This is a genomic window from Streptomyces sp. NPDC051207 (assembly GCF_040682395.1).
Taxonomy (GTDB): domain Bacteria; phylum Actinomycetota; class Actinomycetes; order Streptomycetales; family Streptomycetaceae; genus Streptomyces.
On sequence record NZ_JBFBAX010000015.1, the window covers coordinates 17,630 to 42,652 of the forward strand.

General features: G+C 73.0%; 24 protein-coding genes and 1 pseudogene. 8 read left to right on the forward strand and 17 right to left on the reverse strand.

Annotation, left to right across the window (positions count from 1 at the left end):
* Positions 1-134: 134 nt before the first annotated feature.
* Positions 135-338 carry a hypothetical protein gene (locus AB0M97_RS16630; protein ID WP_365961584.1) on the reverse strand — a complete coding sequence of 68 codons (204 nt, stop codon included), beginning with the start codon at positions 336-338 and terminating at the stop codon, positions 135-137.
* Positions 339-716: 378 nt separating this feature from the next.
* Positions 717-998 (reverse strand): acylphosphatase, encoded by a 282-nt coding sequence (locus AB0M97_RS16635; RefSeq protein WP_365961585.1) that lies wholly within the window; start codon positions 996-998, stop codon positions 717-719.
* A gap of 151 nt (positions 999-1,149) precedes the next feature.
* Here AB0M97_RS16635 and AB0M97_RS16640 point away from each other — a divergent pair, with 151 nt between their 5' ends.
* Positions 1,150-2,250: a CAP domain-containing protein gene (locus tag AB0M97_RS16640; protein WP_365961586.1), complete on the forward strand. Its 1,101-nt coding sequence runs from the start codon at positions 1,150-1,152 to the stop codon at positions 2,248-2,250.
* A gap of 73 nt (positions 2,251-2,323) precedes the next feature.
* A pseudogene (locus AB0M97_RS16645) lies at positions 2,324-2,687 on the forward strand (helix-turn-helix domain-containing protein).
* On the opposite strand, the gene mutM reads toward AB0M97_RS16645, so the two are convergent.
* From mutM to recG, 8 genes are all read right to left on the reverse strand, one after another.
* Positions 2,660-3,547 carry a bifunctional DNA-formamidopyrimidine glycosylase/DNA-(apurinic or apyrimidinic site) lyase gene (mutM, locus tag AB0M97_RS16650; RefSeq protein ID WP_365961587.1) on the reverse strand — a complete coding sequence of 296 codons (888 nt, stop codon included), beginning with the start codon at positions 3,545-3,547 and terminating at the stop codon, positions 2,660-2,662. The pseudogene AB0M97_RS16645 and the gene mutM overlap by 28 nt on opposite strands.
* A gap of 91 nt (positions 3,548-3,638) precedes the next feature.
* Complete coding sequence (gene rnc / locus AB0M97_RS16655; protein WP_365961588.1) at positions 3,639-4,694, reverse strand: ribonuclease III; 1,056 nt, start codon at positions 4,692-4,694, stop codon at positions 3,639-3,641.
* A gap of 7 nt (positions 4,695-4,701) precedes the next feature.
* The gene (gene rpmF, locus AB0M97_RS16660) at positions 4,702-4,875 is read right to left on the reverse strand and encodes a 50S ribosomal protein L32 (RefSeq protein ID WP_003951102.1); all 174 of its coding nucleotides are present in this window, start codon (positions 4,873-4,875) and stop codon (positions 4,702-4,704) included.
* Positions 4,876-4,877: 2 nt separating this feature from the next.
* On the reverse strand, positions 4,878-5,531 hold the full coding sequence (locus AB0M97_RS16665) for a YceD family protein (RefSeq protein ID WP_365961589.1): 654 nt from the start codon (positions 5,529-5,531) through the stop codon (positions 4,878-4,880).
* A gap of 163 nt (positions 5,532-5,694) precedes the next feature.
* Complete coding sequence (locus tag AB0M97_RS16670) at positions 5,695-6,771, reverse strand: cell division initiation protein (protein ID WP_365961590.1); 1,077 nt, start codon at positions 6,769-6,771, stop codon at positions 5,695-5,697.
* A 99-nt stretch (positions 6,772-6,870) separates the two neighbouring features.
* Positions 6,871-7,350 carry a pantetheine-phosphate adenylyltransferase gene (gene coaD / locus AB0M97_RS16675; RefSeq protein WP_365961687.1) on the reverse strand — a complete coding sequence of 160 codons (480 nt, stop codon included), beginning with the start codon at positions 7,348-7,350 and terminating at the stop codon, positions 6,871-6,873.
* 26 nt (positions 7,351-7,376) lie between these two features.
* Positions 7,377-7,964 (reverse strand): 16S rRNA (guanine(966)-N(2))-methyltransferase RsmD, encoded by a 588-nt coding sequence (rsmD, locus tag AB0M97_RS16680; protein WP_365961591.1) that lies wholly within the window; start codon positions 7,962-7,964, stop codon positions 7,377-7,379.
* Between the two features lie 50 nt (positions 7,965-8,014).
* Positions 8,015-10,246 carry an ATP-dependent DNA helicase RecG gene (gene recG, locus AB0M97_RS16685; protein ID WP_365961593.1) on the reverse strand — a complete coding sequence of 744 codons (2,232 nt, stop codon included), beginning with the start codon at positions 10,244-10,246 and terminating at the stop codon, positions 8,015-8,017.
* Between the two features lie 161 nt (positions 10,247-10,407).
* On the opposite strand from recG, the gene AB0M97_RS16690 reads away from it, so the two are divergent.
* Together AB0M97_RS16690 and AB0M97_RS16695 are read left to right on the forward strand one after the other, a co-directional pair.
* Positions 10,408-12,279 carry an HSP90 family protein gene (locus AB0M97_RS16690; protein WP_365961688.1) on the forward strand — a complete coding sequence of 624 codons (1,872 nt, stop codon included), beginning with the start codon at positions 10,408-10,410 and terminating at the stop codon, positions 12,277-12,279.
* Positions 12,279-15,209, forward strand: a complete 2,931-nt coding sequence (locus AB0M97_RS16695) for a tetratricopeptide repeat protein (protein ID WP_365961594.1) — start codon at positions 12,279-12,281, stop codon at positions 15,207-15,209. Before AB0M97_RS16690 ends, AB0M97_RS16695 begins: the two co-directional genes overlap by 1 nt.
* 140 nt (positions 15,210-15,349) lie before the next feature.
* Here the strand turns inward: AB0M97_RS16695 and AB0M97_RS16700 are convergent, their stop codons facing one another.
* Positions 15,350-17,296 (reverse strand): DAK2 domain-containing protein, encoded by a 1,947-nt coding sequence (locus AB0M97_RS16700; protein ID WP_365961689.1) that lies wholly within the window; start codon positions 17,294-17,296, stop codon positions 15,350-15,352.
* A 268-nt stretch (positions 17,297-17,564) separates the two neighbouring features.
* Between AB0M97_RS16700 and rpmB the strand changes: the two genes are divergently transcribed.
* Complete coding sequence (gene rpmB / locus AB0M97_RS16705) at positions 17,565-17,750, forward strand: 50S ribosomal protein L28 (RefSeq protein WP_004924906.1); 186 nt, start codon at positions 17,565-17,567, stop codon at positions 17,748-17,750.
* Positions 17,751-17,861: 111 nt separating this feature from the next.
* On the opposite strand, the gene thiD is transcribed toward rpmB, so the two are convergent.
* Both thiD and AB0M97_RS16715 read right to left on the reverse strand, forming a co-directional pair.
* A complete protein-coding gene (thiD, locus tag AB0M97_RS16710) occupies positions 17,862-18,653 on the reverse strand; it encodes a bifunctional hydroxymethylpyrimidine kinase/phosphomethylpyrimidine kinase (protein ID WP_365961595.1) in 792 nt (263 codons plus the stop codon).
* Positions 18,650-19,615 (reverse strand): thiamine-phosphate kinase, encoded by a 966-nt coding sequence (locus AB0M97_RS16715; RefSeq protein ID WP_365961596.1) that lies wholly within the window; start codon positions 19,613-19,615, stop codon positions 18,650-18,652. The genes thiD and AB0M97_RS16715 overlap by 4 nt, the downstream gene beginning before the upstream one ends.
* A 206-nt stretch (positions 19,616-19,821) precedes the next feature.
* Here AB0M97_RS16715 and AB0M97_RS16720 point away from each other — a divergent pair, with 206 nt between their 5' ends.
* On the forward strand, positions 19,822-20,055 hold the full coding sequence (locus tag AB0M97_RS16720; RefSeq protein WP_037677600.1) for an Lrp/AsnC ligand binding domain-containing protein: 234 nt from the start codon (positions 19,822-19,824) through the stop codon (positions 20,053-20,055).
* A 179-nt stretch (positions 20,056-20,234) separates the two neighbouring features.
* Here AB0M97_RS16720 and AB0M97_RS16725 read toward each other — a convergent pair whose 3' ends face one another.
* The 3 genes from AB0M97_RS16725 to AB0M97_RS16735 form a co-directional block, all read right to left on the reverse strand.
* Positions 20,235-21,392 (reverse strand): D-alanine--D-alanine ligase family protein, encoded by a 1,158-nt coding sequence (locus AB0M97_RS16725; protein WP_365961597.1) that lies wholly within the window; start codon positions 21,390-21,392, stop codon positions 20,235-20,237.
* A gap of 81 nt (positions 21,393-21,473) precedes the next feature.
* A complete protein-coding gene (locus AB0M97_RS16730) occupies positions 21,474-22,484 on the reverse strand; it encodes an NAD(P)H-dependent glycerol-3-phosphate dehydrogenase (RefSeq protein ID WP_365961598.1) in 1,011 nt (336 codons plus the stop codon).
* Entirely contained in the window at positions 22,481-23,257 is a 777-nt protein-coding gene (locus AB0M97_RS16735) for a lysophospholipid acyltransferase family protein (RefSeq protein ID WP_365961599.1), read from the reverse strand. Before AB0M97_RS16735 ends, AB0M97_RS16730 begins: the two co-directional genes overlap by 4 nt.
* 144 nt (positions 23,258-23,401) lie before the next feature.
* Between AB0M97_RS16735 and cofC the strand changes: the two genes are divergently transcribed.
* Positions 23,402-24,040: a 2-phospho-L-lactate guanylyltransferase gene (gene cofC, locus AB0M97_RS16740; RefSeq protein ID WP_365961600.1), complete on the forward strand. Its 639-nt coding sequence runs from the start codon at positions 23,402-23,404 to the stop codon at positions 24,038-24,040.
* 9 nt (positions 24,041-24,049) lie between these two features.
* Positions 24,050-24,253, forward strand: a complete 204-nt coding sequence (locus AB0M97_RS16745) for a hypothetical protein (RefSeq protein ID WP_279551369.1) — start codon at positions 24,050-24,052, stop codon at positions 24,251-24,253.
* Between the two features lie 61 nt (positions 24,254-24,314).
* Here AB0M97_RS16745 and AB0M97_RS16750 read toward each other — a convergent pair whose 3' ends face one another.
* Positions 24,315-24,956: an HU family DNA-binding protein gene (locus tag AB0M97_RS16750; RefSeq protein WP_365961601.1), complete on the reverse strand. Its 642-nt coding sequence runs from the start codon at positions 24,954-24,956 to the stop codon at positions 24,315-24,317.
* Positions 24,957-25,023 lie beyond the last annotated feature (67 nt).

The window sequence follows — 25,023 nt, forward strand, 5'->3', positions numbered from 1 at the left end:
AGGTCACCCGAAGGCCGTCGGCGCCGGCGGAGGCAAGAAAGAAGGGACGCCGAAGCGTCCCTTGCAACTCTGAGAATCAGCGGCTGTGACGGGCGGCCCAACCACTGCTGCGCTGGTGTGGAGCGGTGCAGCGATCAGGTCAGCGCAGGCTCCGCCTGGTGTGCGTCAACGCTCTCCGTGATCCTGTCGTGAGAAGCGGCAGCCGACAGTGCGTCCTTCTCGGCCTGGATCCGTACGAGCTCGGATTCGAGGTCCTGGACGCGCTGCTGCAGCCGTCGCATCTCGGCGAGGAGTCGCGGGTCGGAACCGCCGACGTAACCGAGAAGCGCCTTTGCCATGATGGATGGTCCTCCACAATGAGTGACCGACCGAAGCGGTGTGGGTCGTGAGGGATTCGCACCCGCGGTGCTTGGCAATGGTGGAGTGGTGGTGCCGTTCTCCCATGCCAAACAGCTGAGGTGCGCGGGGCTTTCAGCGTCTCACCAAAAAGTTTGACGGTCAACACGATCACGCCCCGTATTGGCGGCAACCCGAGGGCGCGCGGCCTGAAGCGGCGGCGCGGCGACTCCTGCGGGGCCCTCGGGGCGTGGCGATCATCCTTGCCGGTGGAGCCTGCCACGGCAAGCCCCTGTTGGCAACCACCAGCCATTTCTTCCCCCGGCGGGCCCCGGCGGCGGGCTCGTCCGGCGCCGGGCGGGCGGTGCCGGGAGGCGCGGTCAGCGGATGGCGAAGCCGTCGTAGCCGCCGCGCGGTGTGTCCCAGATCTCTGTCACTCCGTCCACGCGGCCGGGCGTGTCGTCACCGCGGAGCCAGTCGAGCAGCGCCTCGCACGCCTTGCGGGGACCCTCCGCGACCACCTGGACCCGTCCGTCCGGCAAATTGAGAGCAAAACCACTCAAGCCGCCGAGCTCCAGGGCCTTGGCCCGCGTGAACCAGCGGAAACCCACACCCTGGACGCGTCCGCGCACCCAGGCGACCAGCCGTGCATCCTCGCTCATGGGTGCAACCTAACCGGCGAATGTCTCGTGCGGCACTTCCTCACCGGGCGGCATGCGGTACCGTCCCCACCCAAACGAAACTCACCCGTTCGTGTGAGTTTCGTGTTGATCGCGAGGACGAGTCGACCGCGAGAACGAGGAAGGCCAGGACATGGGACGCCACCGACGCTCCGCCGCCGGCCGCGCCGCCACGGGCCGCGCCGCGGGGGGCACGCAGCCGGAAGGACACCGCGAGCCGCCGGGCTCGTACGGGGACGACCGCCCGGCTATGGGGATCGCCCCGTACCTGAACCCCGAGGCGTACGCCGAGACCTACGCCAGGGCCGAGGCGTTCCTCTACGCCACGGACGACGACTACACCCCGGCCTCGGGCACCCGCGCCTTCCCGGCCGAGGGCCACACCGGTGACGGCTACCGGCCCGACGGCGGCCCCGCGCGCTCCGGGGGCCACCGGCGGCGGCGCGGGAAGAAGGCCGCGCCGGTCCGCACCGGGCTGCTGGGCGTCTCGGCCGCCGTCGCGCTCGGCACGGTCGCCGTGTCCACCGGTGCGGTCCCGGGCCTGGACCACTACCGCCTGGGCGGCGGCTTCGGCGCCGGCGACAAGGTGCGGGCCGCCGACTCGCCGACGAGCACGCCGAGCGAGCAGGGCGGCACCTCCGGCTCCGTCGAGAACCGCGACGGCACCGCCCCGAGCCGCGGCACCGAGCGCTCCACGTCCCCGTCGGTGTCGGTGTCCCCGTCGCCGTCCGCGCCGACGACCGGGGCCCCGTCGAAGAAGCCGGAGACCACGCCGAGCGAGAAGCCCCGGCAGACGCCCACCCGGCAGGCCACGAAGACGCCGGATCGCCCCACCGCGCCGGTCACGGTGTCCGAGGAGGCCGCCGCCGCTGCCCAGGTGCTCAAGCTCGTCAACGACGAGCGGACCCAGGCCGGCTGCAGCCCCGTCGCCGCGAACAGCGCGCTGAGCGAGCTGGCCGCGGACTTCAGCGAGGACATGGCCGAGCGCGGCTTCTTCGACCACACCGACCCCAGCGGCGCCACGCCGTGGGACCGTGCGGAGAAGGCCGGCATCGACAACCTCGGCGGCGAGAACATCGCCCGCGGCCAGGCCGACGCCGAGACCGTCATGAAGGCCTGGATGGACAGTCCCGGCCACCGCGCCAACATACTGAACTGCGACTTCACGACCCTGGGCGTCGGCGTGCACATCGCCGAGGGCGGCCCTTGGTGGACGCAGAACTTCGGCTACTGACCCGACCGGCCGCCCCCTCCTGACCCGCCCCCGAGCGCTGCCCCCCGGTGAGCGCCGTCCGCAGGGCAGCGCTGTGGTCGCCTACGCCGGGTCCAAGCGGTGTCCCCCGCGGGCACGCTGGAGCACATCACGGTGCGCTGGGGTGCGCTCACCCTGGGTGCCCTGTCCGAGGGGTCCCTCCGCTTCAACGCGCTGCGCCGCCGGGTCGACGGCGTCAGCGAGAAGATGCTCTCCCAGCGCTGCACGCCCTGGAGCGCGACGGCCTGGTGCACCGCGAGGCGCAGCCGGTCAACCCGCCCCGCGTGGACTACGAACGCACCCCGCTCGGCCGCGAGGTCGCCGCGCGCCTGCTGTCCCTGATCCACTTCCTGGAGGGCAGCATGGACGAGGTCCTGGCCGCCCGTGAGCGCTACGACGCGGCGCGCGGCGGGCGCTGACACCTCGGGCAGAAGTAGCTGGACCGGTTCATCCACGGGCGCCGGCGCATCGGCGTACCGCACCGGCGGCACGGCTCGCCCTCCCGGCCGTAGGCGTCCAGGGACCGGTCGAAGTAGCCCGACTCGCCGTTGACGTTGACGTACAGGCTGTCGAAGGAGGTGCCGCCCACGGCGAGGGCCGCGTTCATCACGTCCCGGACATGGCCGAGGAGCTGGAGCGTGCGGGGGCGTGTGAAGGCCGACGTGGGGCGCTCGTAGTGCAGGCGGGAGCGCCACAGCGCCTCGTCGGCGTAGATGTTGCCGACTCCGCTGATCAGCGACTGGTCGAGCAGGGCCCGTTTGATCGTGGACCGGCGGCGGCGCAGCGCCTGGTGGAACGCCTCGTCGTCGAAGCGCGGGTCGAGGGGGTCGCGGGCGATGTGCCCGATGACGTCGGGCAGGCCCTCGGGGGTGGTCTCGTGCAGCGACAGGCCGCCGAAGGTGCGCTGGTCGACGAAGCGGAGTTCGGTGGCCTCGGCGGCGGCCGGTGCCATGGCGTCGGCGAAGCGGATCCGGATGCGCAGGTGCTTCTCGTCGGGCGCCGACCGCGGCTGGACCAGCAGCTGGCCGCTCATGCCGAGGTGGGCGAGGATCGCCTGCCCGGTGACCCCGGTGCCCTCCAGCGGCAGCCACAGGTACTTGCCGCGCCTGCTGGGCATGCCGATGCGGTGCCCCTCGAGACGGTGCGCGAAGTCCTCGGCGCCCGCGGGATGGCGGCGTACCGCGCGCGGGTGCAGGACCTCGACGTCGGCGACGGTCCGGTGGGCGACCCACCGTTCGAGGCCGCGCCGGACGACCTCCACCTCGGGCAACTCGGGCATGGACTCCCCCGTACGGCCGTGGGATCGAAGAGGAACGAGCCGAGCGCCCGCCCCGGTCTCGCGGGGCGGGCGCTCGGATGCTGCCTGTCGGTCAGGCGGAGGCCGACGGGGCGTCGGCGTTCTCAGGAGTTCCGGCAGCCTCGGGGGCCCTCACGAAGGCCCCGGCGACTTCGCCGACGCTCTCCGCACCCCCGACCGCCTCGCCCGCGCTCACGGGAGGCTTGGCGGCTCCGCCGGCGCTTTCCGCATCCCCGGCCGCCTTGTCGGCGCCCACGGGGGCCCCGGCGGCTCCGTCGGCGCTGACCGGATCCCCGGCGGCCTCAGCGGCGCTTTCCGCGCCCCCGGCCACCCCTGCCGCGTTCTCAGGAGCCTCGGCAGCCTCTGCGGCGGCCTCGGCCGCTGCCTTGGCGCGCTCGTCCGCCGCGGCCCGGATGGACCGCCACGCGGACTCGGCGGCCTGCTGCTCCGCCTCCTTCTTGCTGCGGCCGGTGCCGGTGCCGTACGAGACGCCTCCGACGCGGGCGGCAGCAGTGAAGGTCTTCTCGTGGTCGGGGCCGGTCTCCGTGACCAGGTACTCGGGCACGCCGAGCCCTTCGGTCGCGGTGAGCTCCTGGAGACTGGTCTTCCAGTCCAGGCCGGCTCCGAGGTTCGAGGACTTCTCGATCAGCGGGTCGAACAGGCGGTGCACCAGCTCCGCCGCCGATTCCAGCCCCTGGTCGAGGTAGACCGCGCCGATCACCGCTTCCAGGGTGTCGGCGAGGATGGATGCCTTGTCCCGGCCGCCCGTGCCCTCTTCACCGCGGCCGAGGCGGATGAAGGAGCCCAGGTCGAGGCCGCGACCGACCTCCGCCAGCGCACGCGAATTGACCACCGCGGCCCGCAGCTTGGCCAGCTGGCCCTCGGGCAGGTCGGGGTGGGTGCGATACAGCGTGTCCGTGACCACGAGGCCGAGCACGGAGTCCCCGAGGAACTCCAGACGCTCGTTCGTGGGCAGACCGCCGTTCTCGTACGCGTACGAACGGTGGGTCAGTGCTCGCACCAGAAGGGCGGACTCGACCTGGTAGCCGAGCCGCCCTTCCAGAAGCGTGTGGGACGAGGCCTGGTTGTCCGCCTGCTGCTTCTTGGGCGTGGACACAGTGCCTCTCACCAGCCGCTCAGACCTCGAGGACCTGGCGCTTGTTGTAGGTGCCGCAAGACGGGCACGCGATGTGCTGCTGCTTGGGCTCGTGGCAGCGCTCGCACGCAACCAGGGTGGGGACCGCAGCCTTCCACTGCGACCGGCGGTGGCGCGTGTTGCTGCGCGACATCTTCCGCTTCGGAACAGCCACGGCTACTTCTCCTGCTTCTCGTCGGCGCGTGCTGACTGAGGCGCGCCGCCGCTCATCTCGTCCTTCTCGCCGTCCTTCATGGTGCCGGCGAGTCCCTGCAATGCCGCCCAACGGATGTCGACGGCGTCATGGTGGTGGTCCGGGTCGTCCGCGAGGCGCGCGCCGCACTCGGCGCACAGACCTGGGCAGTCTTCCTGGCACACCGGCTGCATCGGCAGTGCGAGCACCACCGCATCGCGCAGCACGGGCTCGAGGTCGAACAGGCCGTCCTCGATGAAGAGCCTGTCCTCGTCTTCCTCGGCGTCGTCGGCCGGCTCCGCCCTGGGGCGGCCCCGGTCGTCGGCGTCAGGGTACGAGAACATCTCCTGGAAGTCCGCTTCGAGCTGCTGCCCGAGCGGCTCCAGACACCTTACGCACTCCCCCTCGGCCCGTGCACGGGCGGTGCCTGTGACGAGCACCCCTTCCATGACGGACTCCAGGCGGAGGTCGAGCTCCACCGGGGCGCCTTCCGGCACTCCGATGACGTCCTTCAGACCGAGGTCCTGGGGAGCGTCGACCGTGCGGGACAGGCGCTGCAGCGCACCGGGCCGCCGGCCCAGCTCGTGTGTGTCGAACACGAGGGGGTTGCGGTGGTCGAGGCGGGCGTTCAGGGCCATTCCTGCTTTCGATCTTCCGAGCTCTCGGGACGCCGCCCCTTCGGTCTGTCCGGGCAGCGTTGATCGCGGACGTACACGCGACCGAAGAGCCAGGATACTGGACCTTTCGCTCTCGGCCCAATCCGGTGTGCCCGGTGGGGCACGCACCGGCCGTCGCGGGGCCTCAGCCGTTGCCGCGGCCCTGCTCGTAGGCTCGCAACTGCTCGGCGCTGATCATGCTGGTGTCGAACAGGCTGGTCTCGTCGAGGGCCTGCGGCGGCTGCGGCGGGACGGTGGTGTGGGCCTGCGCGGTGCCGTTCGGGTCGTAGCCGCCCTGCTGGGCTTCGTAGCCCTGGTAGCCGTAGGCGTCGGCCTGCTGGTAGCCGTCCTGCTGGTAGCCGTACACGCCCTGCTGTGCGCCGTCGTACTGCTGCGGGTAGCCGCCGCCGTACGGGTCCGGCTGTGCGGGCTGCTGGTAGCCGTACGCCGGCTGCGGTGCCGGATGGCCGGGCTGCCGGCGGGGCTCCTGGGCCGCGATCGGCTCGGCGACGGCCGCGAGGTCGGCGAGGTAGTCGGCGTCGCTGGTGTGCTGGACGGTGCTGGTGTCGTCGGCGAGGGCGCCGAGGTCGTCGCTGGCGATCCGGCCGTGCAGCTTCTGCCGGCCGCGCCCGACGGCTTCCAGGGTCTTGGCGAGGACCGCCTCGAAGGCGCCGAGCTTGACGTCGACGTACTCGTCGGCGGTGCGGCGCAGGGTCTGAGGGTCGTGGCTGCGCTCGGGGGCGTCCTCGTCCTCGTAGCCCCGCTCGTCGAGTCCGGGGCCGGTGCCGAGCAGCTTCTCCCGGCCGCGGCCGACGGAGCCGAGCGTCTTGGTGAGGACGACCTCGAAGTTGGCGAGCTTGGAGTCGACGTAGTCGTCGGCCTCGGCGCGGATCTCCTCGGCCTCCTTGCGGGCCTCGGCGAGGATCCGGTCCGCCTCGGCCTGCGCGCGGCGGGCGATCTCGGTGCCGGAGACCAGGGAGCTGCGTTCGGCGTGCGCGCCCTCGATGATCCGCTCGGCCTCCTGGCGGGCCCGGGCGACCATCTGCTCGCGGTCGCCGATCAGCTCCTGGGCCTGGGCGAGGGAGCCGGGCAGGGCCGCGCGCAGTTCTTCGAGCATCGAGAGCAGTTCGGCGCGGTTGACCACGCACGAGGCCGACATGGGCATCGACCGGGCACTGGAGACCGAGGCGACGATCTCGTCGAGCTTCTTCTGCACGTCCACCGTGTGCTCGCCACTCTCTACAGCTGTGTTGGAGACGGACGGGACGACTGTACGGCCACGGGGCTGCCGGGTGACAGCGCGTGACGGCCCGTCAGCCGGTCAGTCGCGCCGCAGCCGCTCGCCGAGCGCCGCCAGCACCTCCGGGGGCACCAGGTGGGAGACGTCGCCGCCCCAGGCCGCGACCTCCTTGACCAGGGAGGACGACAGGAAGCTGTAGGTGGGGTTGGTGGGCACGAACAGCGTCTCGACGCCGGTCAGGCCATTGTTCATCTGGGCCATCTGCAGCTCGTAGTCGAAGTCGCTGACGGCCCGCAGGCCCTTCACGATGGCCGGGATGTCGCGCTCCTTGCAGAAGTCGACGAGGAGGCCGTGGAAGGCCTCGACCCGGACGTTGGCGTACTCGGCGGTGACCCGGCGGATCAGGTCGATCCGCTCGTCGATCTCGAACAGGCCCTTCTTGGACTTGTTGATCATCACCGCGACGTAGACCTCGTCGTACAGGCGGGAGGCGCGGGCAATGATGTCGAGATGTCCGTTGGTGATCGGGTCGAACGACCCGGGACAGACGGCGCGGCGCACTTGTGATCCCTCGCTCTCCGGTCCGGTCATCGTGCGTCTTCGCACGTAGCGGCGGCGCGACCGTACCAAAACGTTCCCTCGCCGTAGCGACGGGCCCGGAGCGCCTCGAAGCCCTCCGGCCACCGGAATTCGCCGCCCCTGGTGCTGCGCTCCACGGTGACCAGCGCATCCTCCGCGAGCCAGCCCTCCGTGCGTAGTGTGAGCAGAATCTCGCGGAGATCGTCGTCCGACACGGCGTACGGCGGGTCCAGGAACACGATGTCGTACGGCTGCTCCGGCGGCGCCGTACGGATGACCTGTTCGGCTCTGCCCGCCCTGACCTCGGCGCCGGGCAGGCCGAGCGACGTCACGTTCTCCCTCAGGGTGCGGGCCGCTCGCGCGTCGGCCTCGACCAGCAGGGTGTGGCTCGCGCCGCGGGACAGGGCCTCCAGGCCGACCGCGCCCGAGCCGGCGTACAGGTCGAGGACGCGCTCGCCGTCCAGGGGGCCGCCGAGGAGGGACTGCCAGGTGGACAGCAGGCCTTCGCGTGCGCGGTCGGAGGTGGGGCGCGTGCCGGTTCCCGGGGGGACGCGCAGGCGGCGTCCACCGGCTGCGCCGGCGATCACGCGGGTCATCTGGGTTCCTTCGTCGGGGTGGTTACGGATGCCAGTGTGGCAGCGAATGCTCAGCCCTTCTCCAGGTACTGCTCCCTCTCCTCGTCCAGGAGGGCGTCCAGGGCCGTGCGCAGGGCCGGCAGGCGGGTGAGGTCCGGGTCGGCCGCCACGACCGCCGTCGCTTCCTCGCGGGCCTCGGCGATGACGTCCTCGTCCTCGATGACCGCGAGCATGCGCAGGCTGGAGCGGGTGCCGGACTGCGCCTGGCCGAGGACGTCGCCCTCGCGGCGCTGTTCGAGGTCGATGCGGGAGAGTTCGAAGCCGTCCAGGGTGGCGGCGACGGCGGCCAGGCGCTGCCGGGCCGGGCTCGCCTCCGGCATCTCGGTGACGAGCAGGCACAGGCCGGGGGCCGAGCCGCGGCCGACGCGCCCGCGGAGCTGGTGGAGCTGGGAGACGCCGAAGCGGTCGGCGTCCATGATCACCATGGCGGTGGCGTTCGGGACGTTGACCCCGACCTCGATGACCGTCGTGGCGACCAGGACGTCGGTCTCGCCGGCGGCGAAGCGGCGCATGACCGCGTCCTTGTCGTCGGGGTGCATACGGCCGTGCAGGACCTCGACGCGCAGGCCCTGGAGGGGGCCCTTGGTGAGCTGTTCGGCGACGTCGAGGACGGCGAGCGGCGGGCGTTTGCCGTCCTCGTCCTCGGAGGGCTTCTTCTTGGTCGCCTTCTTGGGGCCGGCGGGTTCGTCGGCGTCGTCGCCGATGCGGGGGCAGACGACGTACGCCTGGTGGCCGCCCGCGACCTCCTCGCGCACGCGCTCCCAGGCGCGGGCGAGGAAATGCGGCTTGTCGGCGACGGGGACGACATGGCTGGCGATCGGGGAGCGGCCGGCCGGGAGCTGGTCCAGGACGGAGGTCTCCAGGTCGCCGAAGACGGTCATGGCGACCGTGCGCGGAATGGGGGTCGCGGTCATCACGAGCAGGTGCGGCGGCTGCTTGCCCTTGCCGCGCAGGGCGTCGCGCTGCTCGACGCCGAAGCGGTGCTGCTCGTCCACGACGACCAGGCCGAGGTCGTGGAACTGCACCTTGTCCTCGATCAGCGCGTGCGTGCCGATCACGATGCCGGCCTCGCCGGTGGCCAGGTCGAGCAGTGCCTGGCGCCGGGCGGCGGTGCCCGTCGAGCCGGTGAGCAGCACGACCTTGGTGGCGTGCTCGGCGCCGCCCAGCATTCCGCCCTCGGCGAGCTCGCCCATCATCTCCACGATCGAGCGGTGGTGCTGCTGGGCGAGCACCTCGGTGGGTGCGAGCATCGCGGCCTGCCCGCCCGCGTCGACCACGGCGAGCATGGCGCGCAGCGCGACCATCGTCTTGCCGCTGCCCACCTCTCCCTGGAGCAGGCGGTGCATCGGGTGGTCCGTGGCGAGGTCGTCGAAGATCTCCTTCGAGACGCGGCGCTGGCCCTCGGTGAGAGTGAAGGGGAGGCGGGCGTCGAAGGCGGTGAGCAGTCCGGCCGGCTTCGGTGTGCGGGGGACGGCCGGGAGCTGGGTCTCGGCGTGGCGGCGGCGGGCCAGGGCGACCTGGAGGACGAACGCCTCGTCCCACTTCAGGCGGGCGCGGGCGTCGGCGATGTCCGCCTGGGTGTGCGGGCGGTGGATCTTCAGCAGGGCCTCGGGCAGCGGGATCAGACCGCGGCCGGCGCGGAGGCTCTCCGGGAGCGGGTCGAGCGCCTCCCGCGCGCTGGGCAGCACGGTCTGGATCGCCTTGCCGATCTTCCAGGACTCCATCTTGGCGGTGGCCGGGTAGATCGGGATGAGGGCGCCCGCCCAGGTTTCGGCGGTCTCCTCGGCGCCCTCCCCGTGCAGCAACTCGTACGCCGGATGTGCCAGTTGCAGCCGGCGGTTGAAGACGGAGACCTTGCCCGCGAACAGGGCGCGGGTGCCCGGCAGCAGCTCCTTGTGCGGCTTGTGGACGCCGTTGCCGAAGAAGACCAGCTGGAGCCGGCCGCTGCCGTCCGTGATGGTGACCTCCAGGCGCTGGCCCTTGCCCCGCGGGGCCCTGGACGAGGCGAACGTGTGCAGGCGGGCGTCGGCGACCTGGGCGACCACCGTGACGTGCTCGTCCATCGGCAGGTCGGCGAGGTGGGTGAGCCGGCCGCGCTCCTCGTATCTGCGCGGGTAGTGGTGGAGGAGGTCGCCGACCGTGTGCAGGCCGAGGTGCTCGGCCATCACCTTCGCGGTGGCGGGGCCGAGCACTGATTTCAGCGGCTGGTCCAGTGGTTCTTTCAGCGCGGGCACGAGATCCATTGCACACCACGTCACTGACATCGCCGTATACATCCCCGGAAAGTCCTGGTCAGGCGGCTCCGTCCGGCCTTAGGATGGCGCGCTCCCGCCATCCCGCGGTCACCGCCTCACAGGGACCGCCCGACCCCGCGCCGTCGCCTCTCCCCACCGGCGCCGTGATGATGGACTCCCAGATCTCTCAGTCACCCCAGACACCCCGGCAGTCTTCGGGTTCCCTTGCACCACAAGGGGTCCAGACTCCTCACACCTTCCAGGTCGACCTGCGCGGCCTGGTGGACCTGCTGTCCCATCACCTCTACTCCAGCCCCAAGGTGTACCTGCGCGAGCTGCTGCAGAACGCCGTGGACGCCATCACCGCCCGCCGCGCGGAACAGCCCGACGCCCCGGCCCGCGTACGGCTGTACGCCGACTGCGGTCCGGACAGTGCGCTGCGCGTCGAGGACACCGGCGTGGGGCTCACCGAGGCGGACGTGCACAGCCTGCTGGCGACGATCGGGCGCAGTTCCAAGCGCGCCGACGGCCTTCAGGAGGCCCGCTCGGACTTCCTCGGGCAGTTCGGGATAGGCCTGCTGGCCTGCTTCGTGGTCGCCGACCGGATACGCGTGGTCAGCCGCAGCGCCCGCACGCCCGACGCGCCGCCCGTGGAGTGGACGGCGAGCGACGACGGGTCGTACACCGTGCGGACCCTGCCGGACGAGGCCAGGCCCGAGCCGGGCACCACCGTGCACCTGAGCGCTCGGGCGGGGGCCGCCGAGTGGCTGGCCGGCAAGCGGGTGCTGGAGCTGGCGCGGGACTTCGGCTCGCTGCTGCCGTACGACGTGCGGGTGGGCGACGAGGCGGTCACCGACCTGCCGGCGCCGTGGGACCGGGCGTACCCGAGCCCGGCGGCCCGGCGGGTGGCCCTCGCCCGGCACTGCCACGAGCTGTTCGGGTTCACGCCGCTGGACTCGATAGACCTGGACGTGCCGCTGGCCGGCATCCGGGGCGTGGCGCACGTCCTGCCGTCGGCGATCAGCCCGGCGCAGCGCGCGGGTCACCGGGTGCACCTGAAGGGCATGCTGCTGACCGAGCGGGCCGAACAGCTGCTGCCCGACTGGGCGTTCTTTGTGCGCTGCGTCCTGGACACCGACAGCCTGCGGCCCACGGCCTCGCGCGAGTCGCTGTACGAGGACGAGACACTGGCCGCGGTGCGCGACGCGCTGGGCGAGCGGATCCGCTCCTGGCTGACGCAGCTCGCCACCGGGGACCCGGAGCGGCTGTCGGCCTTCCTGGCGGTGCACCACCTGGGCGTGAAGTCCCTCGCGCGGCACGACCACGAGATGCTGCGCACGATGCTGCCGTGGCTGCCCTTCGAGACGACCGACGGGCGGCTGTCGCTGGAGGAGTTCGCGCAGCGCCACCCGGTGGTGCACTTCACGCGGACGGTCGAGGAGTTCCGGCAGGTCGCGCCGATCGCGGCGGCGCAGGGCATCGGTGTCGTCAACGGCGGCTACACGTACGACAGCGAGCTCGTCGAGGCGCTGCCGTCGGTGCGGCCCGGCACGGCGGTCGCCGAGCTGGACGCCGACACGGTGACCGCGCACCTGGACGCCGTGGACCCGGCGGAGGAGCTGGCCCTGTCGGGCTTCCTGGCCGCCGCGCGGGCGAAGCTCGACCCGCTGGGCTGTGACGTGGTGCTGCGGGCCTTCCACCCGCTGTCGGTGCCCGCGTTGCACCTGGACGACCGGGAGGCGCGGCACGAGCAGGCCCGCGCGGAGGCCGAGGAGCAGGCGGACGAGCTGTGGGCGGGCATCCTCGGCTCCCTGCGCGGGAGTGCGCCCCGGGCGCGTCTGGTGCTCAACCACCTCAATCCGCTGGTCCGCAGGATCAGCTCGCTGCGCGATCCGGAGCTGATCGGCACGGCGACGGAGTCCCTGTACGGGCAGGCGCTGCTGATGGCGCAGCGCCCGCTGCGGCCGGCGGACTCGGCGCTGCTGAACCGGGCGTTCATCGGTCTGCTGGAGTGGGCCACCCACGGGGAGGACGGTCACTGATGACGGAGATCACCAACTTCGACGCGCTGCGCCGGGCGATGGCGGAGAACTCCGAGCAGCCCGAGGGTCCGGCCCGCAACGCGCGCGCGGAGCAACTGCTCGCCGAGGCGGAGAAGCTGAACATCCCGCTCGCGGTGATCGAGGCGCTCGGGCACCAGCTGAAGGTCTACAACTACAGCTCCGAGAAGGACAAGATGTTCGTCCCGTTCTCGCGGCTGCTGCGCATGTGGGACGAACGGCCGGAGGACTTCGACGAGTACGAGGCCCATCAGCTGCACTGGGTCTTCAAGTGGGTGTCGTCGGGGATGCTCGACCAGCCGCACATCCCGTTGGCCTCCATCGAGAAGTGGCTCGCCGAGATGGAGCACCGCTACCGGCTCGCCGGACACACCGAACGGGCCGTGCGGGGCGCGGAGTTCAGTGTCGCCGCGCACATCGGGGACGTGGCGCGCGCGGAGCGGGCGTACGAGGCGTGGCTGGCCGCCGACCGGGACCGGATGGCCGACTGCCACGCGTGCGAGCTGCACGAGCAGGGCTGGTGGCAGGCGGAGCGCGGCCGGGACGAGGAGGCGCTGCGGCTGTGGCAGCCGGTGCTGGAGGGCGAGTTCAGCTGCGCCCACGAGCCGCACACCGTGCTGGCGTCGTCCCTGGCGCCGCTGCTGCGGCTGGGCCGCCCGGAGGAGGCGCGCGCCAACCATCTGCGGGGCTTCCGGCTGGTGCGCCCCATGGAGAGCATGCGCTCCGCGTACGCGGACCACGTGGAGTTCTGCGCGCTGTCCGGCAACGAGGCGCGCGGCCTGGAGCTCCTCGCGGAGCGGCCGGCGTACTTCACGGACGACGGGCATCCGCGCAGCAAGCTGGACTTCATGGCCGTGGTGGCACTGCTCATGGACCGGCTGACGGAGCTGGGCCTGGGCGGTCAGCGGGTGCCGGGTCCGGCCGGCCGGGCGTGGACCGCGCGGGAACTCGCCGCTCACGCGCGTGCGGAGGCCCTGGAGCTGGCGGCGCGGTTCGACCTGCGCAACGGCACGGGCCATGTCAGTGAGCAGGCACGTGCGCGCATGGGCCAACGGCCACGGGTGGAGCGGCTGCCGCTGGGCGTGCGGGCGACGCCCCGGTCGGTACCGGTCGCCCCGGCGCCCCGGCCGGTCGTGCCGGACGGCGCCGAGCCCGAGCTGCCCGCGCTGCTCGCCGAGGCGCGGCGGCTGTCCGAGGCGCTGGAGCCGAGCGCCGTCGAGGCGTGGGCGGCGGTCGAGCGGGCCGCGGAGGGCGTCGAGCTGGACGCCCTCGACCGCGCGGAGATCGCCGACCACCGGGCGATGGGCCTCGGCCCGGACGGGGTCGAGCTGTTCGAGCGGGCCGCCGCCCTGTACGCGGAGGCGGGCGACCCGGGCGAGTCCCTGGCGGCACGCGCGCGTGCGGCGTACGTACGGGCTCTGGCGGGTGACGTGGACGCGGCGCTGACGGCGGTGGCCGAGCCGTACGACACGGCGCGCGCACTGTACGCCGGGGGCGGTACGGGGGTGCGGCAGGCGGCGTCCGTGGTGATGGCGCGGACGCGGATCCTGATGCGGCGCGTGCAGGAGACGGACGGGCCCGTGGCGGACGCCGTACTGGCGGACGCGGAGGAGGCCGTACGGGAGGTGCTGGCGCTCGTCGAGGAGCACGCGGACGGGGACGTGCGGCTGGCGTCGCGGGCCGCCGAGTCCCGGGCGATGCTCGCGGAGCTGGCGGAGCGGCGCGGGGACCCGGAGCGGGCGGCGGAGCTGTTCGCGCGGGCCGCGGCGGAGTACGTCGGGGCCGGGCTGCCGTGGTTCGCGGTGGAGTACGAGGCGCGGCTCGCGCAGCTGGCGCACCACCGCGGTGACCCGGCGGGGGCGGAGCGGGCGCTGCGCGCCGCCCTGGAGCACGGCGGGCCTCATCTGGAGCCGGCCGGCCGTGCCCAGCTGCATCTGCAGCTCACCGAGGTGCTGGGCGGCTCGGGCCGGTTCGGGGAGGCGGCGGACGAGGCGCTGGAGGCGGCGCACTGGGCCGACGAGGCGGGCGGGGGGCCCGCGCTGGGCGCCTGGGCGCGCCACCAGCTCGGCGGGCTGCTGCTGCGGCAGGGCCGCTGTGCCGAGGCCGCCGAGGTGCTGGAGTCGGCGCTGCCGGACCTGACGGCCGAGACGCACGGCGAGGGCACGGTCGTGCAGACCCTGTGGTGGCTCGGCGACTGCCTGGGCGAGCTCGGCGAGCACCGCACGGCCGCCGAACGGCGCCTGCAGGCCGCCGAGATCGCCCAGCACTGGCCCGAGCAGCAGGACCACGCGACGCTGGCGCACCTGGCGGCCGAGTCGCTCGGGCAGGCCGGGCTGCCCGCCGAGGCGGACCGGGCGTACGCGCGCGCGGGTGAGCTGTGGCGCGGGCTCGGCGACGTCCACGGCCTGGTCCGCTCCCTGCGCGCACGCGCGTGGCTGGCGCTGGGCCCGGCCGGGGGCGCGCAGGCCGCGCGGGAGCTGATGGCGAGCGCCGTGCGGGAGTGCGAGGCGGCGCGGGAGGCGGTCGGCGACGACGCCGCCCGGCTGCGGATCACCGCCGAACTCGCCCACACCCACCGGCAGTTCGGCGACCTGCTGGCCCGGTCCGCGGGCGAGGCCACCGAGGAGGACGTGATCCAGGAGGCGTTCGAGGAGGCACTGGTCCAGGTGGCCGCCGCGGCCCGGGGGTTCGCCTCCCTCGGCGACGGCGCGCTGCACGAGCGGACCGGTGCGGAGCTTGCCGCGGGCTGGCTGGAGGCCGACCTCGGCCGCCCGGCCGCGGCGGTGGCACGCGCGCGTGCGGTGCTGGCGGCGTACGACGGCGCGGAGGGCGACGAGGACGACGGTCCGGCGGGGACCCGGCGCGCGGAGGCGGAGCAGATGCTGCGGCTCATGGAGAACGACGCCGACTGAACGACGCCGACCGGCCGCGGGTGCCGGGCGGATCGGGGTCATCCGGGGTCCACTCGACGCCGACCGGCTGCGGGTGCCGGGCGGATCGGGGTCGGTTGGGGGTGCCGGGTGAGTCCCGGTCGGCCGGGGTCTGCCGGGGTCTACTCGACGCCGATCAGCAGCAGCGCGCCCTGCCGTCCGCCCCGGTACACCACGGTGTCGACGGCGAGATGGGCCTCCCGCACGTGTGCCTCCAGGTGCTCGGCGACGGGCTCGGGTGCCTCGTCGCCGAGGACGAGCGTGACCAGTTCGCCGCCGGCGGCGAGCATCCGGTCGAGAACGGTCCCGGCGACGTCCGCGACGTCCGGGCCGATCACGGCCACGTCGCCGTCGATGAGGCCGAGGACGTCGCCGGCCTGGCAGATGCCGGCCGTGGTCCAGGACTGCCGCTCGGCGACGGTGACCTCGGCGTAACGGGTGGCACCGGCCGCCGAGGTCATCGACACGACGTCCTCGTCGAAGCGGCGGTCCGGCTCGTGCACGGCGAGCGCCGCGATGCCCTGCACGGCGGAGCGGGTGGGGATCAGCGCCACCCGGATGCCCTCCGTGCGGGCCTGCTCGGCCGCCGCCGCCGCGGTGTGCCGCAGTTCGGCGTCGTTGGGCAGCAGGACGACCTCGCGCGCGTGCGCCCGCCGCAGCGCCTGCACGAGCTCTCCGCTGGCGGGCGGCTCCCCGGGGCGCGCGAGCACGGCGGTCGCGCCGGCCTCCGTGTAGAGCCCGGCCAGGCCCTCGCCCGGTACGACGGCCACCACGGCGCGCTGGGCGCGCGGGGCACGCTCGGCGCCGGTGGTGTGCACGTCGCCCGCGCCGAAGTGCGTGATCCGGATGCGGTACGGCCGTCCGGCCTCGACGCCCGCCTCGACGGCGGCGCCGGCGTCGTCCACGTGCACGTGCACGTTCCACAGCCCGTCGCCGCCGACCACGACGAGCGAGTCCCCGAGGGCGTCCAGCCGCTCCCGCAGCCGCGCCACGGCCGCGTCGTCGGCCTCCAGCAGATAGATCACCTCGAAGGCGGGCCCGCCGGCCTGGGGCGCGGCTGCGCCGGGGGCGCATGACTCCAGGGCGCACTCTCCGGGCTCCTCGCCGGCGCCGTGCCCGGAGACGTCGGCCTCCGGCCCTTCAGCCGGACCGGCCTGCGCACGCGCGTGCGCGCCGCCGTCTCCGCTCGCCACGCGCGCGTGCACGCCCTCGGCCCGCCCGGGGGCCACGCCCGCGTCGGCCTTCTCGCCGGACCCCACCCGCGCCTGCGGCGAACCGCCGCCCGCGCCGGCTCCCGCACGCGCGCGTGCGCCCCCGCCCGGCCCCGGCCCCTCCCCCGTCAGCGCCTCCACCAGTGCCGCGAGCACCGTCACCAGGCCACGTCCGCCGGCGTCCACCACACCGGCCCTGCGCAGCACGGGCAGCTGGGCCGGGGTGTCGGCGAGGGCGACGAGGGCTCCCTCGTAGGCCGCGCGCGCGACGGTCCCGCAGTCGCCCTCGGCCCGCCCGGCCGCGTCGGCGGCGGCCGAGGCGACGGTGAGGACCGTGCCCTCCACGGGACGGGCGACGGCCTGGCGCGCGGAATCGGCGGCGTGCCGCAGTGCGAGCCGCAGGCCCTCGCCGTCGGCGCGCCCGGAGCCGTCGTCGGCCGCGAGCACCTGCGCCATGCCGCGCAGCAGCTGCGCCAGGATCGTCCCGGAGTTCCCGCGGGCACCGATCAGCGCCCCGTGCGCCATGGCCCGCGCGGCGTCGGCGAGCGCGGGCCCGGCCGCCGTACCGCCGGTCCCTGCCGTGTCGCCGGCCCCGGCCGGACCACCCGGCCCCGCCGCGGAGCCGCCCTGGCCGCGAGAGCCCCCGCGGCCCAGCTCATGCGCCGCGAACACCGCCTCGACCGCCGTCACCGCCGACTCGACCGTCAGATACAGGTTCGTACCGGTGTCACCGTCCGCGACCGGATAGACATTGATGGCGTCGATCTCCTCACGCGCCCGCCCCAGCGCCCGGAGCGCGAGGCCGCACCAGGTGCGCACCGCGAGAGCATCGAAGAACGTCTGCGGCACCTGCGCCACCTGCGCCTCCTTGAGCTGACGGACGTGGGACGCAGCGTAGACCCCGGAGCGGTGGCCTCCGGAAGTGGGCCGGGCGGGGCCCTGAGCTGCCATGGTAGTTTCGCTGTACGGGCGCAGTCGTTGTATGCTGCTCCGGTTGCCCGATCCTGATCGGGCCATTCCCCCTGGCAGCGCCACCCGGATCCGGACCGCTCGTAAGAGCCCCAAGATCTTGATCCCGGCATGCCGGGATCAACCGTAAGTGCATCTGAAGTCTTTGGAGTGACCCGTGGCTGCCAACTGCGACGTCTGCGGCAAGGGGCCGGGCTTCGGCAACAACATCTCGCACTCGCACCGCCGTACGCCCCGTCGCTGGAACCCGAACATCCAGCGCGTACGTACCGTGGTCGGCGGGACGCCGAAGCGCGTGAACGCTTGCACCTCGTGCATCAAGGCCGGCAAGGTTTCGCGCTGACGCACTGCTGAGCGCGCGGCCACTGCTGGTTGCTTGCACTGAGCCGGTCCACCTCGGGTGGACCGGCTTTTTGCTGTCCGCGGGCACTGACTGCCCGGACGGCACCCGGGTTCAGCCCTTGAACCGCCACCCGTGGTCCACCGGCCCGATTCCGCCCCCCAGCGCGAACCCGGCGGCGATCGCCCCGGTGACGTACTCCTTGGCCGCCACGACCGCCTCCGTCACCGCCTGCCCCTTGGCGAGCTGTGCGGCGATCGCGGAGGCGAGCGTGCAGCCCGTGCCGTGGGTGTGCCGGTTGTCGTGCCGGGGCGCCCGCAGCCAGTGCTCCTCCGAGCCGTCGGTGAGCAGGTCCACCGCGTCCCCGGACAGGTGACCGCCCTTGATCACCACCCACTTCGGCCCGTACGCCAGGACGGCGTCCGCGGCCTCCCGCATCCCGTCCCGCGACTCGACGCGCACCCCCGTGAGCTGGGCCACCTCGTCCAGGTTGGGCGTGGCGACCGTCGCGGCGGGCAGCAGCCGGGTGCGTACCGAGTCCAGGGCGGACTCGGCCAGCAGCGGGTCCCCGTGCTTGGACACCCCCACCGGGTCGATCACGGCCGGCGCGTCCGTCCCGGCGATCAGGCCGGCCACCGCCTCGACGAGTTCGGCGGACGCCAGCATGCCGGTCTTCACGGCCTGTACGCCGATGTCGTCCACGACGCTGCGGTACTGGGCCCGCACCGCCTCCACGGGCAGCTCCCAGGCACCCTGGACGCCGAGGGAGTTCTGCGCGGTCACGGCCGTGATCACGCTCATGCCGTGCACGCCGAGCGCGAGCATCGTCTTCAGGTCGGCCTGCACGCCCGCGCCGCCGCCGGAGTCGGAGCCGGCGACCGTCAGGACCCTGGGCGGCGCGCTCATGACTCGATGTCCCCGAAGTGGTCCCAGCCGCCCTGCGTCGTCCAGGGCGCCCCGTCGACCGTCACCTGGGGCAGCGCCGACGGGTTGAGGACCTCGCCGATCACCTTCCAGCGGGCGGGCAGCTTCACGTCCGGCGGGAAGGTCGCCACGATCGCGTGGTCCTCTCCCCCGGTCAGCACCCACTGCATCGGGTCGACGCCGACGGCCTGCCCGATGTCGTTCATCTGGGACGGGATGTCGATCGCGCCGGACCGGACGTCGATGCGCACCTTGCTGGCCTCGGCGATGTGCCCGAGGTCGGCGATCAGCCCGTCGCTCACGTCGCACATCGCGGTCGCGCCGAGGCCGGCCGCCGCGGGACCGGCGTGGTAGGGCGGCTCGGGGCGGCGGTGGGCCTCCACGAAGGCGCGGGGCGAGCGGAAGCCGCGGGACAGGACCGCGTAACCGGCGGCGGACCAGCCCAGCCAGCCGGTGACGGCCACGAGATCGCCGGGCTGCGCGCCGGCCCGCGTGACGGGCTCCTGGTTGCGCAGGTCGCCGAGCGCGGTGATCGAGATCATGATCTGGTCGCCGCGCACGACGTCCCCGCCGACCACGGAGGCGCCCGCGACCTGGCACTCGTCGCGCAGGCCGTCCATCAGCTCGGTCGGCCAGGTCACCGGCAGTTCGGCGGGCACGACCAGGCCGAGCAGCAACGCGGTCGGCACGGCGCCCATGGCGGCGATGTCGGCGAGGTTCTGCGCCGCCGCCTTGCGGCCCACGTCGTACGCGGTCGACCAGTCGCGGCGGAAGTGCCGGCCCTCCAGCAGGATGTCCGTGCTGGCCACGACCCTGCGGTCGGGCGCGGCGACCACCGCGGCGTCGTCGCCGGGGCCGACCCGGACCGCCGGGGTCGTGGTGAGACGGGAGGTGAGCTCCCTGATGAGCCCGAACTCCCCGAGCTCACCAACAGTGCCCTTCATTGCCCTTTCTCCCCTTCTGTCCCTGTCCGTTCCCGGTCGCGGGCCGTGTGTGTCGTCGTTACGGTCGTAGGGACCGTCCATTTCCTTCGCGCCTGCACCGCGGCACGGGAACGCCGGTTCCCGCGGGTCTCCCCGTGGTGAGCGGCGACGCGATACCGTGGCGTTCCTTTTCCCCACATGATCCTCGTGGCCGCCCTGGAGGTTCCGTGGTACAGGCGTACATCCTGATCCAGACGGAGGTCGGCAAAGCGTCGACCGTCGCCGAGACGATCAGCAAGATCCCTGGAGTCGTCCAGGCCGAGGACGTGACAGGACCGTATGACGTGATCGTGCGTGCCCAGGCCGACACCGTCGACGACCTCGGTCGCATGGTGGTCGCCAAGGTCCAGCAAGTGGACGGCATCACCCGTACCCTGACCTGCCCGGTCGTCCATCTGTAGTCCCCCGTCCGCCCTCGGCCGGTGTGCTCTTTTTCCGTCACCGGCACACCGGACCGGGGAAGCCCGGCGATCATACTGCGCCGCGCCTGGAAAGGACCCGCCGAGACGGGACCGCGGGGCTCAGCAAGAAGGCGACCCCCCGGGGGGATCGCCTCCGTGCGCCGGGCGGGCGGGCCGGTTCAGCGCAGCCCGGTGGAGCGCCGCAGCGCCGCCCGCAGCAGCAGGTCCACCAGCTCGGAGTAGCCGATGCCGGTGGCCTGCCACATCTGCGGGTACATCGAGATCGGCGTGAAGCCGGGCATCGTGTTGATCTCGTTGATGACGAACTCGCCGTCCTCGGTGAGGAAGAAGTCAGCGCGGACCAGCCCCTCGCAGGACGCCGCGTCGAACGCCGCCACCGCTTGCCGCCGCACCTCGGCGGTCTCCTCCTCGGTGAGCGGGGCGGGCACGACGCCGGGCGTGGAGTCGATGTACTTGGCGTCGAAGTCGTAGTACGCGTGCGTGTCCGGCGGCGGGATCTCGGCCGGCACGGAGGCGCGCGGCCCGTCCTCGAACTCCAGCACCCCGCACTCGATCTCGCGCCCCCGCAGCGCCGCCTCGACCAGGATCTTCGGGTCGTGCCGCTGCGCCTCGGCGATCGCCTCGTCCAGGCCGGACAGGTCGTCGACCTTGGTGATGCCGATGGACGAACCCGCGCGCGCGGGCTTCACGAACAGCGGCCAGCCGTGCTCGCCGGCGAACTCCACGATCCTCTTGCGCGCGGCCGGCTCGTCCCGCTGCCACTCGCGGGGCCGGATCACCAGGTACGGGCCCACCGTGAGCCCGAAGGAGGTGAACACCCGCTTCATGTACTCCTTGTCCTGGCCGACGGCCGAGGCGAGCACCCCGGAGCCGACGTACGGCACCCCGGACAGCTCCAGGAGGCCCTGGAGGGTGCCGTCCTCGCCGTACGGGCCGTGCAGGACCGGGAAGACCACGTCGACGTCGCCGAGCACCTTCGGCACCGATCCGGGCTCGCTGTAGACGACTTCGCGGCTGGCGGGGTCGACGGGGAGCACCACGCCGCCCTCGCCGGACTCGGCGAGCTCGTCCACGCTGGGCGTGCGGCGGTCGGTGATCGCCATGCGGTCGGGCTCGTCGGCGGTGAGCGCCCAGCGGCCGTCCCGGGTGATGCCGATCGGCAGGACGTCGTACTTCGTCCGGTCGATGGCGCGCAGGACGGCTCCGGCCGTGACCACGGAGATCCCGTGCTCGGAACTGCGCCCGCCGAACACGACGGCCACACGCGGCTTGCGAGGCGGCTGGTCGGGGCTCTGGGGGAGGTTCTGGGTGCTCATATCGCGTTGAGGGTACCCGCTGGTACCCCCCGCGTCAGCGCCCGCCGGGCCGTCGCGGCGGCGCGTCCCACGGACGGTCGCTCAGCGTCGTTCGGGCTTCGCGCTGCGCGACATGAGTTCCTTGAGGGCGACGACCGGCGGCTTGCCCTCGTGGACGATGCCGACGACCGTCTCGGTGAGGGGCATGTCGACGCCGTGCCGACGGGCCAGATCCAGCACCGACTGGCAGGACTTGACGCCCTCGGCGGTCTGCTTGGTGACGGCGATGGTCTCCTGCAGGGTCATGCCCTTGCCGAGGTTGGTGCCGAAGGTGTGGTTGCGGGACAGCGGCGACGAGCAGGTCGCCACCAGGTCGCCGAGGCCCGCGAGCCCGGAGAAGGTGAGCGGGTCGGCGCCGAGGGCGACTCCGAGCCGGGTGGTCTCGGCGAGGCCGCGGGTGATGAGCGAGCCCTTGGCGTTGTCGCCGAGGCCCATGCCGTCCGCGATGCCGACGGCCAGCCCGATCACGTTCTTCACGGCGCCGCCGAGTTCGCAGCCGACGACGTCGGTGTTGGTGTACGGCCTGAAGTACGGGGTGTGGCAGGCGGCCTGGAGCCGCCGGGCGACGGCCTCGTCGGCGCAGGCGACCACGGAGGCGGCGGGCATCCGGGCGGCGATCTCCCGGGCCAGGTTGGGCCCGGTGACGACGGCGATGCGGTCCGGGCCGACCTTCGCCACGTCGTCCATGACCTCGCTCATCCGCATCGCGGAGCCGAGTTCGACGCCCTTCATCAGCGAGACCAGGACGGTGCCGGGGGCGAGCAGCGGCGTCCACGCGGCGAGGTTGCCGCGCAGGGTCTGCGAGGGGATCGCGAGGACGGTGAAGTCGGCGCCGTGCGCGGCCTCGGCGGCGTCCGTGGTGGCGCGCACGTTCCCGGGGAGTTCGATGCCCGGGAGGTAGTCCGGGTTGGTGCGCGTGGAGTTGACCGCCTCGGCGACTTCGGGGCGGCGCCCCCACAGCACGACGTCGCAGCCCGCGTCGGCGAGCACCATGGCGAACGCCGTGCCCCACGATCCGGTGCCGAAGACGGCGGCCCTGACCGGCTTGCTCACTTGCCCAGCCCTTCTTCCTGTCCTGCTCTGCGCCGCGACTGCGCCGCGGTCCTGTGCCGCTGCTCGATCCGCTCCTCGCGCGGGTCGTAGGGCGTGCTGGGGGCCTTCTCGCCGCGGATCTCCTCCAGCTGGCGGGTGATCGCCCCCATGATGACCTCGGTCGCCTCCTTCAGCAGTTCGGCGGTCATCTCCTGGTCGTAGAACCGCGAGAGGTCCACCGGCGGGCCGGCCAGCACGTGGTGGGTCTTGCGGGGGAAGAGGTTCGGCTTCTTGGCGTAGGGCGGCAGGAGTGCGTTGCAGCCCCACTGGGCGACCGGGACGACCGGGCACTTGGTCTGCAGGGCGACCCGCGCGGCGCCGGTCTTGCCGGTCATGGGCCAGCCGTCCGGGTCGCGGGTGAGGGTGCCCTCGGGGTAGAAGGCGACGCACTCGCCGCGCTGCACGGCGTCGATGGCGGCGCGGAAGGCGCTGAGGGCGTCCGAGGTCTCGCGGTAGACGGGAATCTGCCCGGTGCCGCGCATCGCGGCGCCGACAAATCCTTTCCGGAAAAGGCCGCTCTTCGCCAGGAAACGCGGAACCCGTCCGGTGTTGTACTGGAAGTGCGCGTAACCGAAGGGATCGATGTGTGAATTGTGATTCACGACGGTGATGAATCCACCCTCGGCCGGAATGTTCTCCATTCCACGCCAGTCCCGCTTGAGCAGAACCACCAGCGGCGGTTTGCAGATCACCGCGGCGAAGCGGTACCAGAAGCCGATTCTGCGGCGGGGCACGCGTACACCTTCCTCTAGGGCCTGGGGGGCCGCACAAGTGTCGCCCCGGGCCGTCGGTCTGTCGAGAACACCGTACGCCCGGTGACGGCGCCGCCGGTTGGCCCGGGTGACAATGGCCGCGACAAGGGAGGGACGGAACGCCGGATGCAGTGGACCCTGGTCATACCCCTGAAGTCCTTGGCGCACGCCAAGAGCAGGCTCTCGGACACCGCGGGCGAGGGACTGCGGCCCGGGCTGGCGCTGGCGTTCGCGCAGGACACGGTGGCCGCCGCGCTGGCCTGCCCCGCGGTGCGGGATGTGGCAGTCGTCACGGACGACGCGCGGGCCGGCCGGGAGCTTTCCGCACTGGGTGCCCGGATCGTCGCCGACGAGCCGGGAACGGGACTCAACGCGGCTCTCGCACATGCGGCGGCGGTCGTGCGGGCAACGCGCCGGGAAAGCCCCCTGGCGGCTCTGAACGCGGATCTTCCCGCGCTCCGCCCGGCGGAATTGGCGCGGGTGCTGGAAGCGGCCGCGGAATTCCCGCGTGCTTTTCTCCCCGATGCGGCCGCAATGGGCACGACTCTGCTGACCGCGGCCCAGGGCCGGGAATTGCGGCCGGCCTTCGGCACGGACTCCCGCTCCCGCCACCGCGCGTCCGGCGCCGTGGAACTGCCGCTGGACGCGGTCGACTCGGTACGCCAGGACGTGGACACCGGGGACGACCTGCGCGCGGCGCTCGCGCTGGGCGTGGGCTCCCACACGGCCGCGGTCGCCGCGCGGTTGCTGATACCGGGGCAGTAGGCTGCCGTCATGCAGGCGACCGCATACACGTACGACCCGGAAAGCCGCAGCGGGCAGGTGCTGCTGGACGACGGCACGCCGGTGCCCTTCGACGCGGCGGCGTTCGACGCGGGGGGCCTGAGGCTGCTGCGGCCCGGGCAGCGGGTGCGCGTCGAGACCGACGGCGAGGGCGAGGCCCGGCGGATCACGCTGGTGACGCTGCAGACCTTCTGACACACCGCGGGCCGGACTCCGACGCGGAGTCCGGCCCGGCGCGTGAGTACCCCTGTGCCGCTTACTTCTTGCGGGCGGTGGTCTTCTTGGCGGTGGAGCGGGCGCTCGACTTCTTGGCGGGGGCCTTCTTGGCCGTCGCCTTCTTCGCCGGGGCGTTCTTGGCCGCTGTCTTCGCGGTGGTCTTCTTCGCGGCGGTGGTCTTGGCGGTCGCCGTGGTCTTCTTGGCGGGGGCCTGCTTCGCCGTGGTCTTCTTGGCCGCGGCCGTCGTCTTCTTGGCCGTGGTCTTCTTCGCGGTGGTCTTCTTCGCCGCGGCCGCCCTGGTGGTGGTGGCCTTCTTCGCGGCGGCCTTCTTGACCGTGGCGGAAGATCCGCCGGTCAGGCTGCCCTTGGGTGCCTTCTTCACGGCGACGTCGTTCTTCGGGAGCTTCTTCGAGCCGCTCACCAGGTCCTTGAAGCCCTGGCCCGCGCGGAAGCGGGGCACCGAGGTCTTCTTGACCCGAACCCGCTCGCCCGTCTGGGGGTTGCGGGCGTACCGGGCGGGACGGTCCACCTTCTCGAAGGAGCCGAAGCCGGTGACCGAGACCCGGTCACCCGCGACGACCGCGCGGACGATGGCGTCCAGGACCGCGTCGACAGCATCGGCGGCCTGCTGGCGGCCACCCATCTTGTCGGCAATCGTTTCTACGAGCTGCGCCTTGTTCACGTCTTCCCCTTCGGAGACATCGCCAGAACGAAAGTGTTCAAGCTTTTCGCACGTTAGGCAGATATAT

Coding starts and splice junctions, on each gene's coding strand:
- recG (WP_365961593.1), bottom strand. CDS start 10,246: ATGGATCTCGTGCCCGCGCTGAAAGAACCACTGGACCAGCCGCTGAAA.
- AB0M97_RS16640 (WP_365961586.1), top strand. CDS start 1,150: ATGGGACGCCACCGACGCTCCGCCGCCGGCCGCGCCGCCACGGGCCGC.
- AB0M97_RS16630 (WP_365961584.1), bottom strand. CDS start 338: ATGGCAAAGGCGCTTCTCGGTTACGTCGGCGGTTCCGACCCGCGACTC.
- rsmD (WP_365961591.1), bottom strand. CDS start 7,964: ATGACCCGCGTGATCGCCGGCGCAGCCGGTGGACGCCGCCTGCGCGTC.
- AB0M97_RS16665 (WP_365961589.1), bottom strand. CDS start 5,531: ATGGCCCTGAACGCCCGCCTCGACCACCGCAACCCCCTCGTGTTCGAC.
- thiD (WP_365961595.1), bottom strand. CDS start 18,653: ATGAGCGCGCCGCCCAGGGTCCTGACGGTCGCCGGCTCCGACTCCGGC.
- mutM (WP_365961587.1), bottom strand. CDS start 3,547: ATGCCCGAGTTGCCCGAGGTGGAGGTCGTCCGGCGCGGCCTCGAACGG.
- AB0M97_RS16635 (WP_365961585.1), bottom strand. CDS start 998: ATGAGCGAGGATGCACGGCTGGTCGCCTGGGTGCGCGGACGCGTCCAG.
- cofC (WP_365961600.1), top strand. CDS start 23,402: ATGCAGTGGACCCTGGTCATACCCCTGAAGTCCTTGGCGCACGCCAAG.
- AB0M97_RS16690 (WP_365961688.1), top strand. CDS start 10,408: ATGGACTCCCAGATCTCTCAGTCACCCCAGACACCCCGGCAGTCTTCG.
- AB0M97_RS16745 (WP_279551369.1), top strand. CDS start 24,050: ATGCAGGCGACCGCATACACGTACGACCCGGAAAGCCGCAGCGGGCAG.
- AB0M97_RS16695 (WP_365961594.1), top strand. CDS start 12,279: ATGACGGAGATCACCAACTTCGACGCGCTGCGCCGGGCGATGGCGGAG.
- AB0M97_RS16725 (WP_365961597.1), bottom strand. CDS start 21,392: ATGAGCACCCAGAACCTCCCCCAGAGCCCCGACCAGCCGCCTCGCAAG.
- AB0M97_RS16715 (WP_365961596.1), bottom strand. CDS start 19,615: ATGAAGGGCACTGTTGGTGAGCTCGGGGAGTTCGGGCTCATCAGGGAG.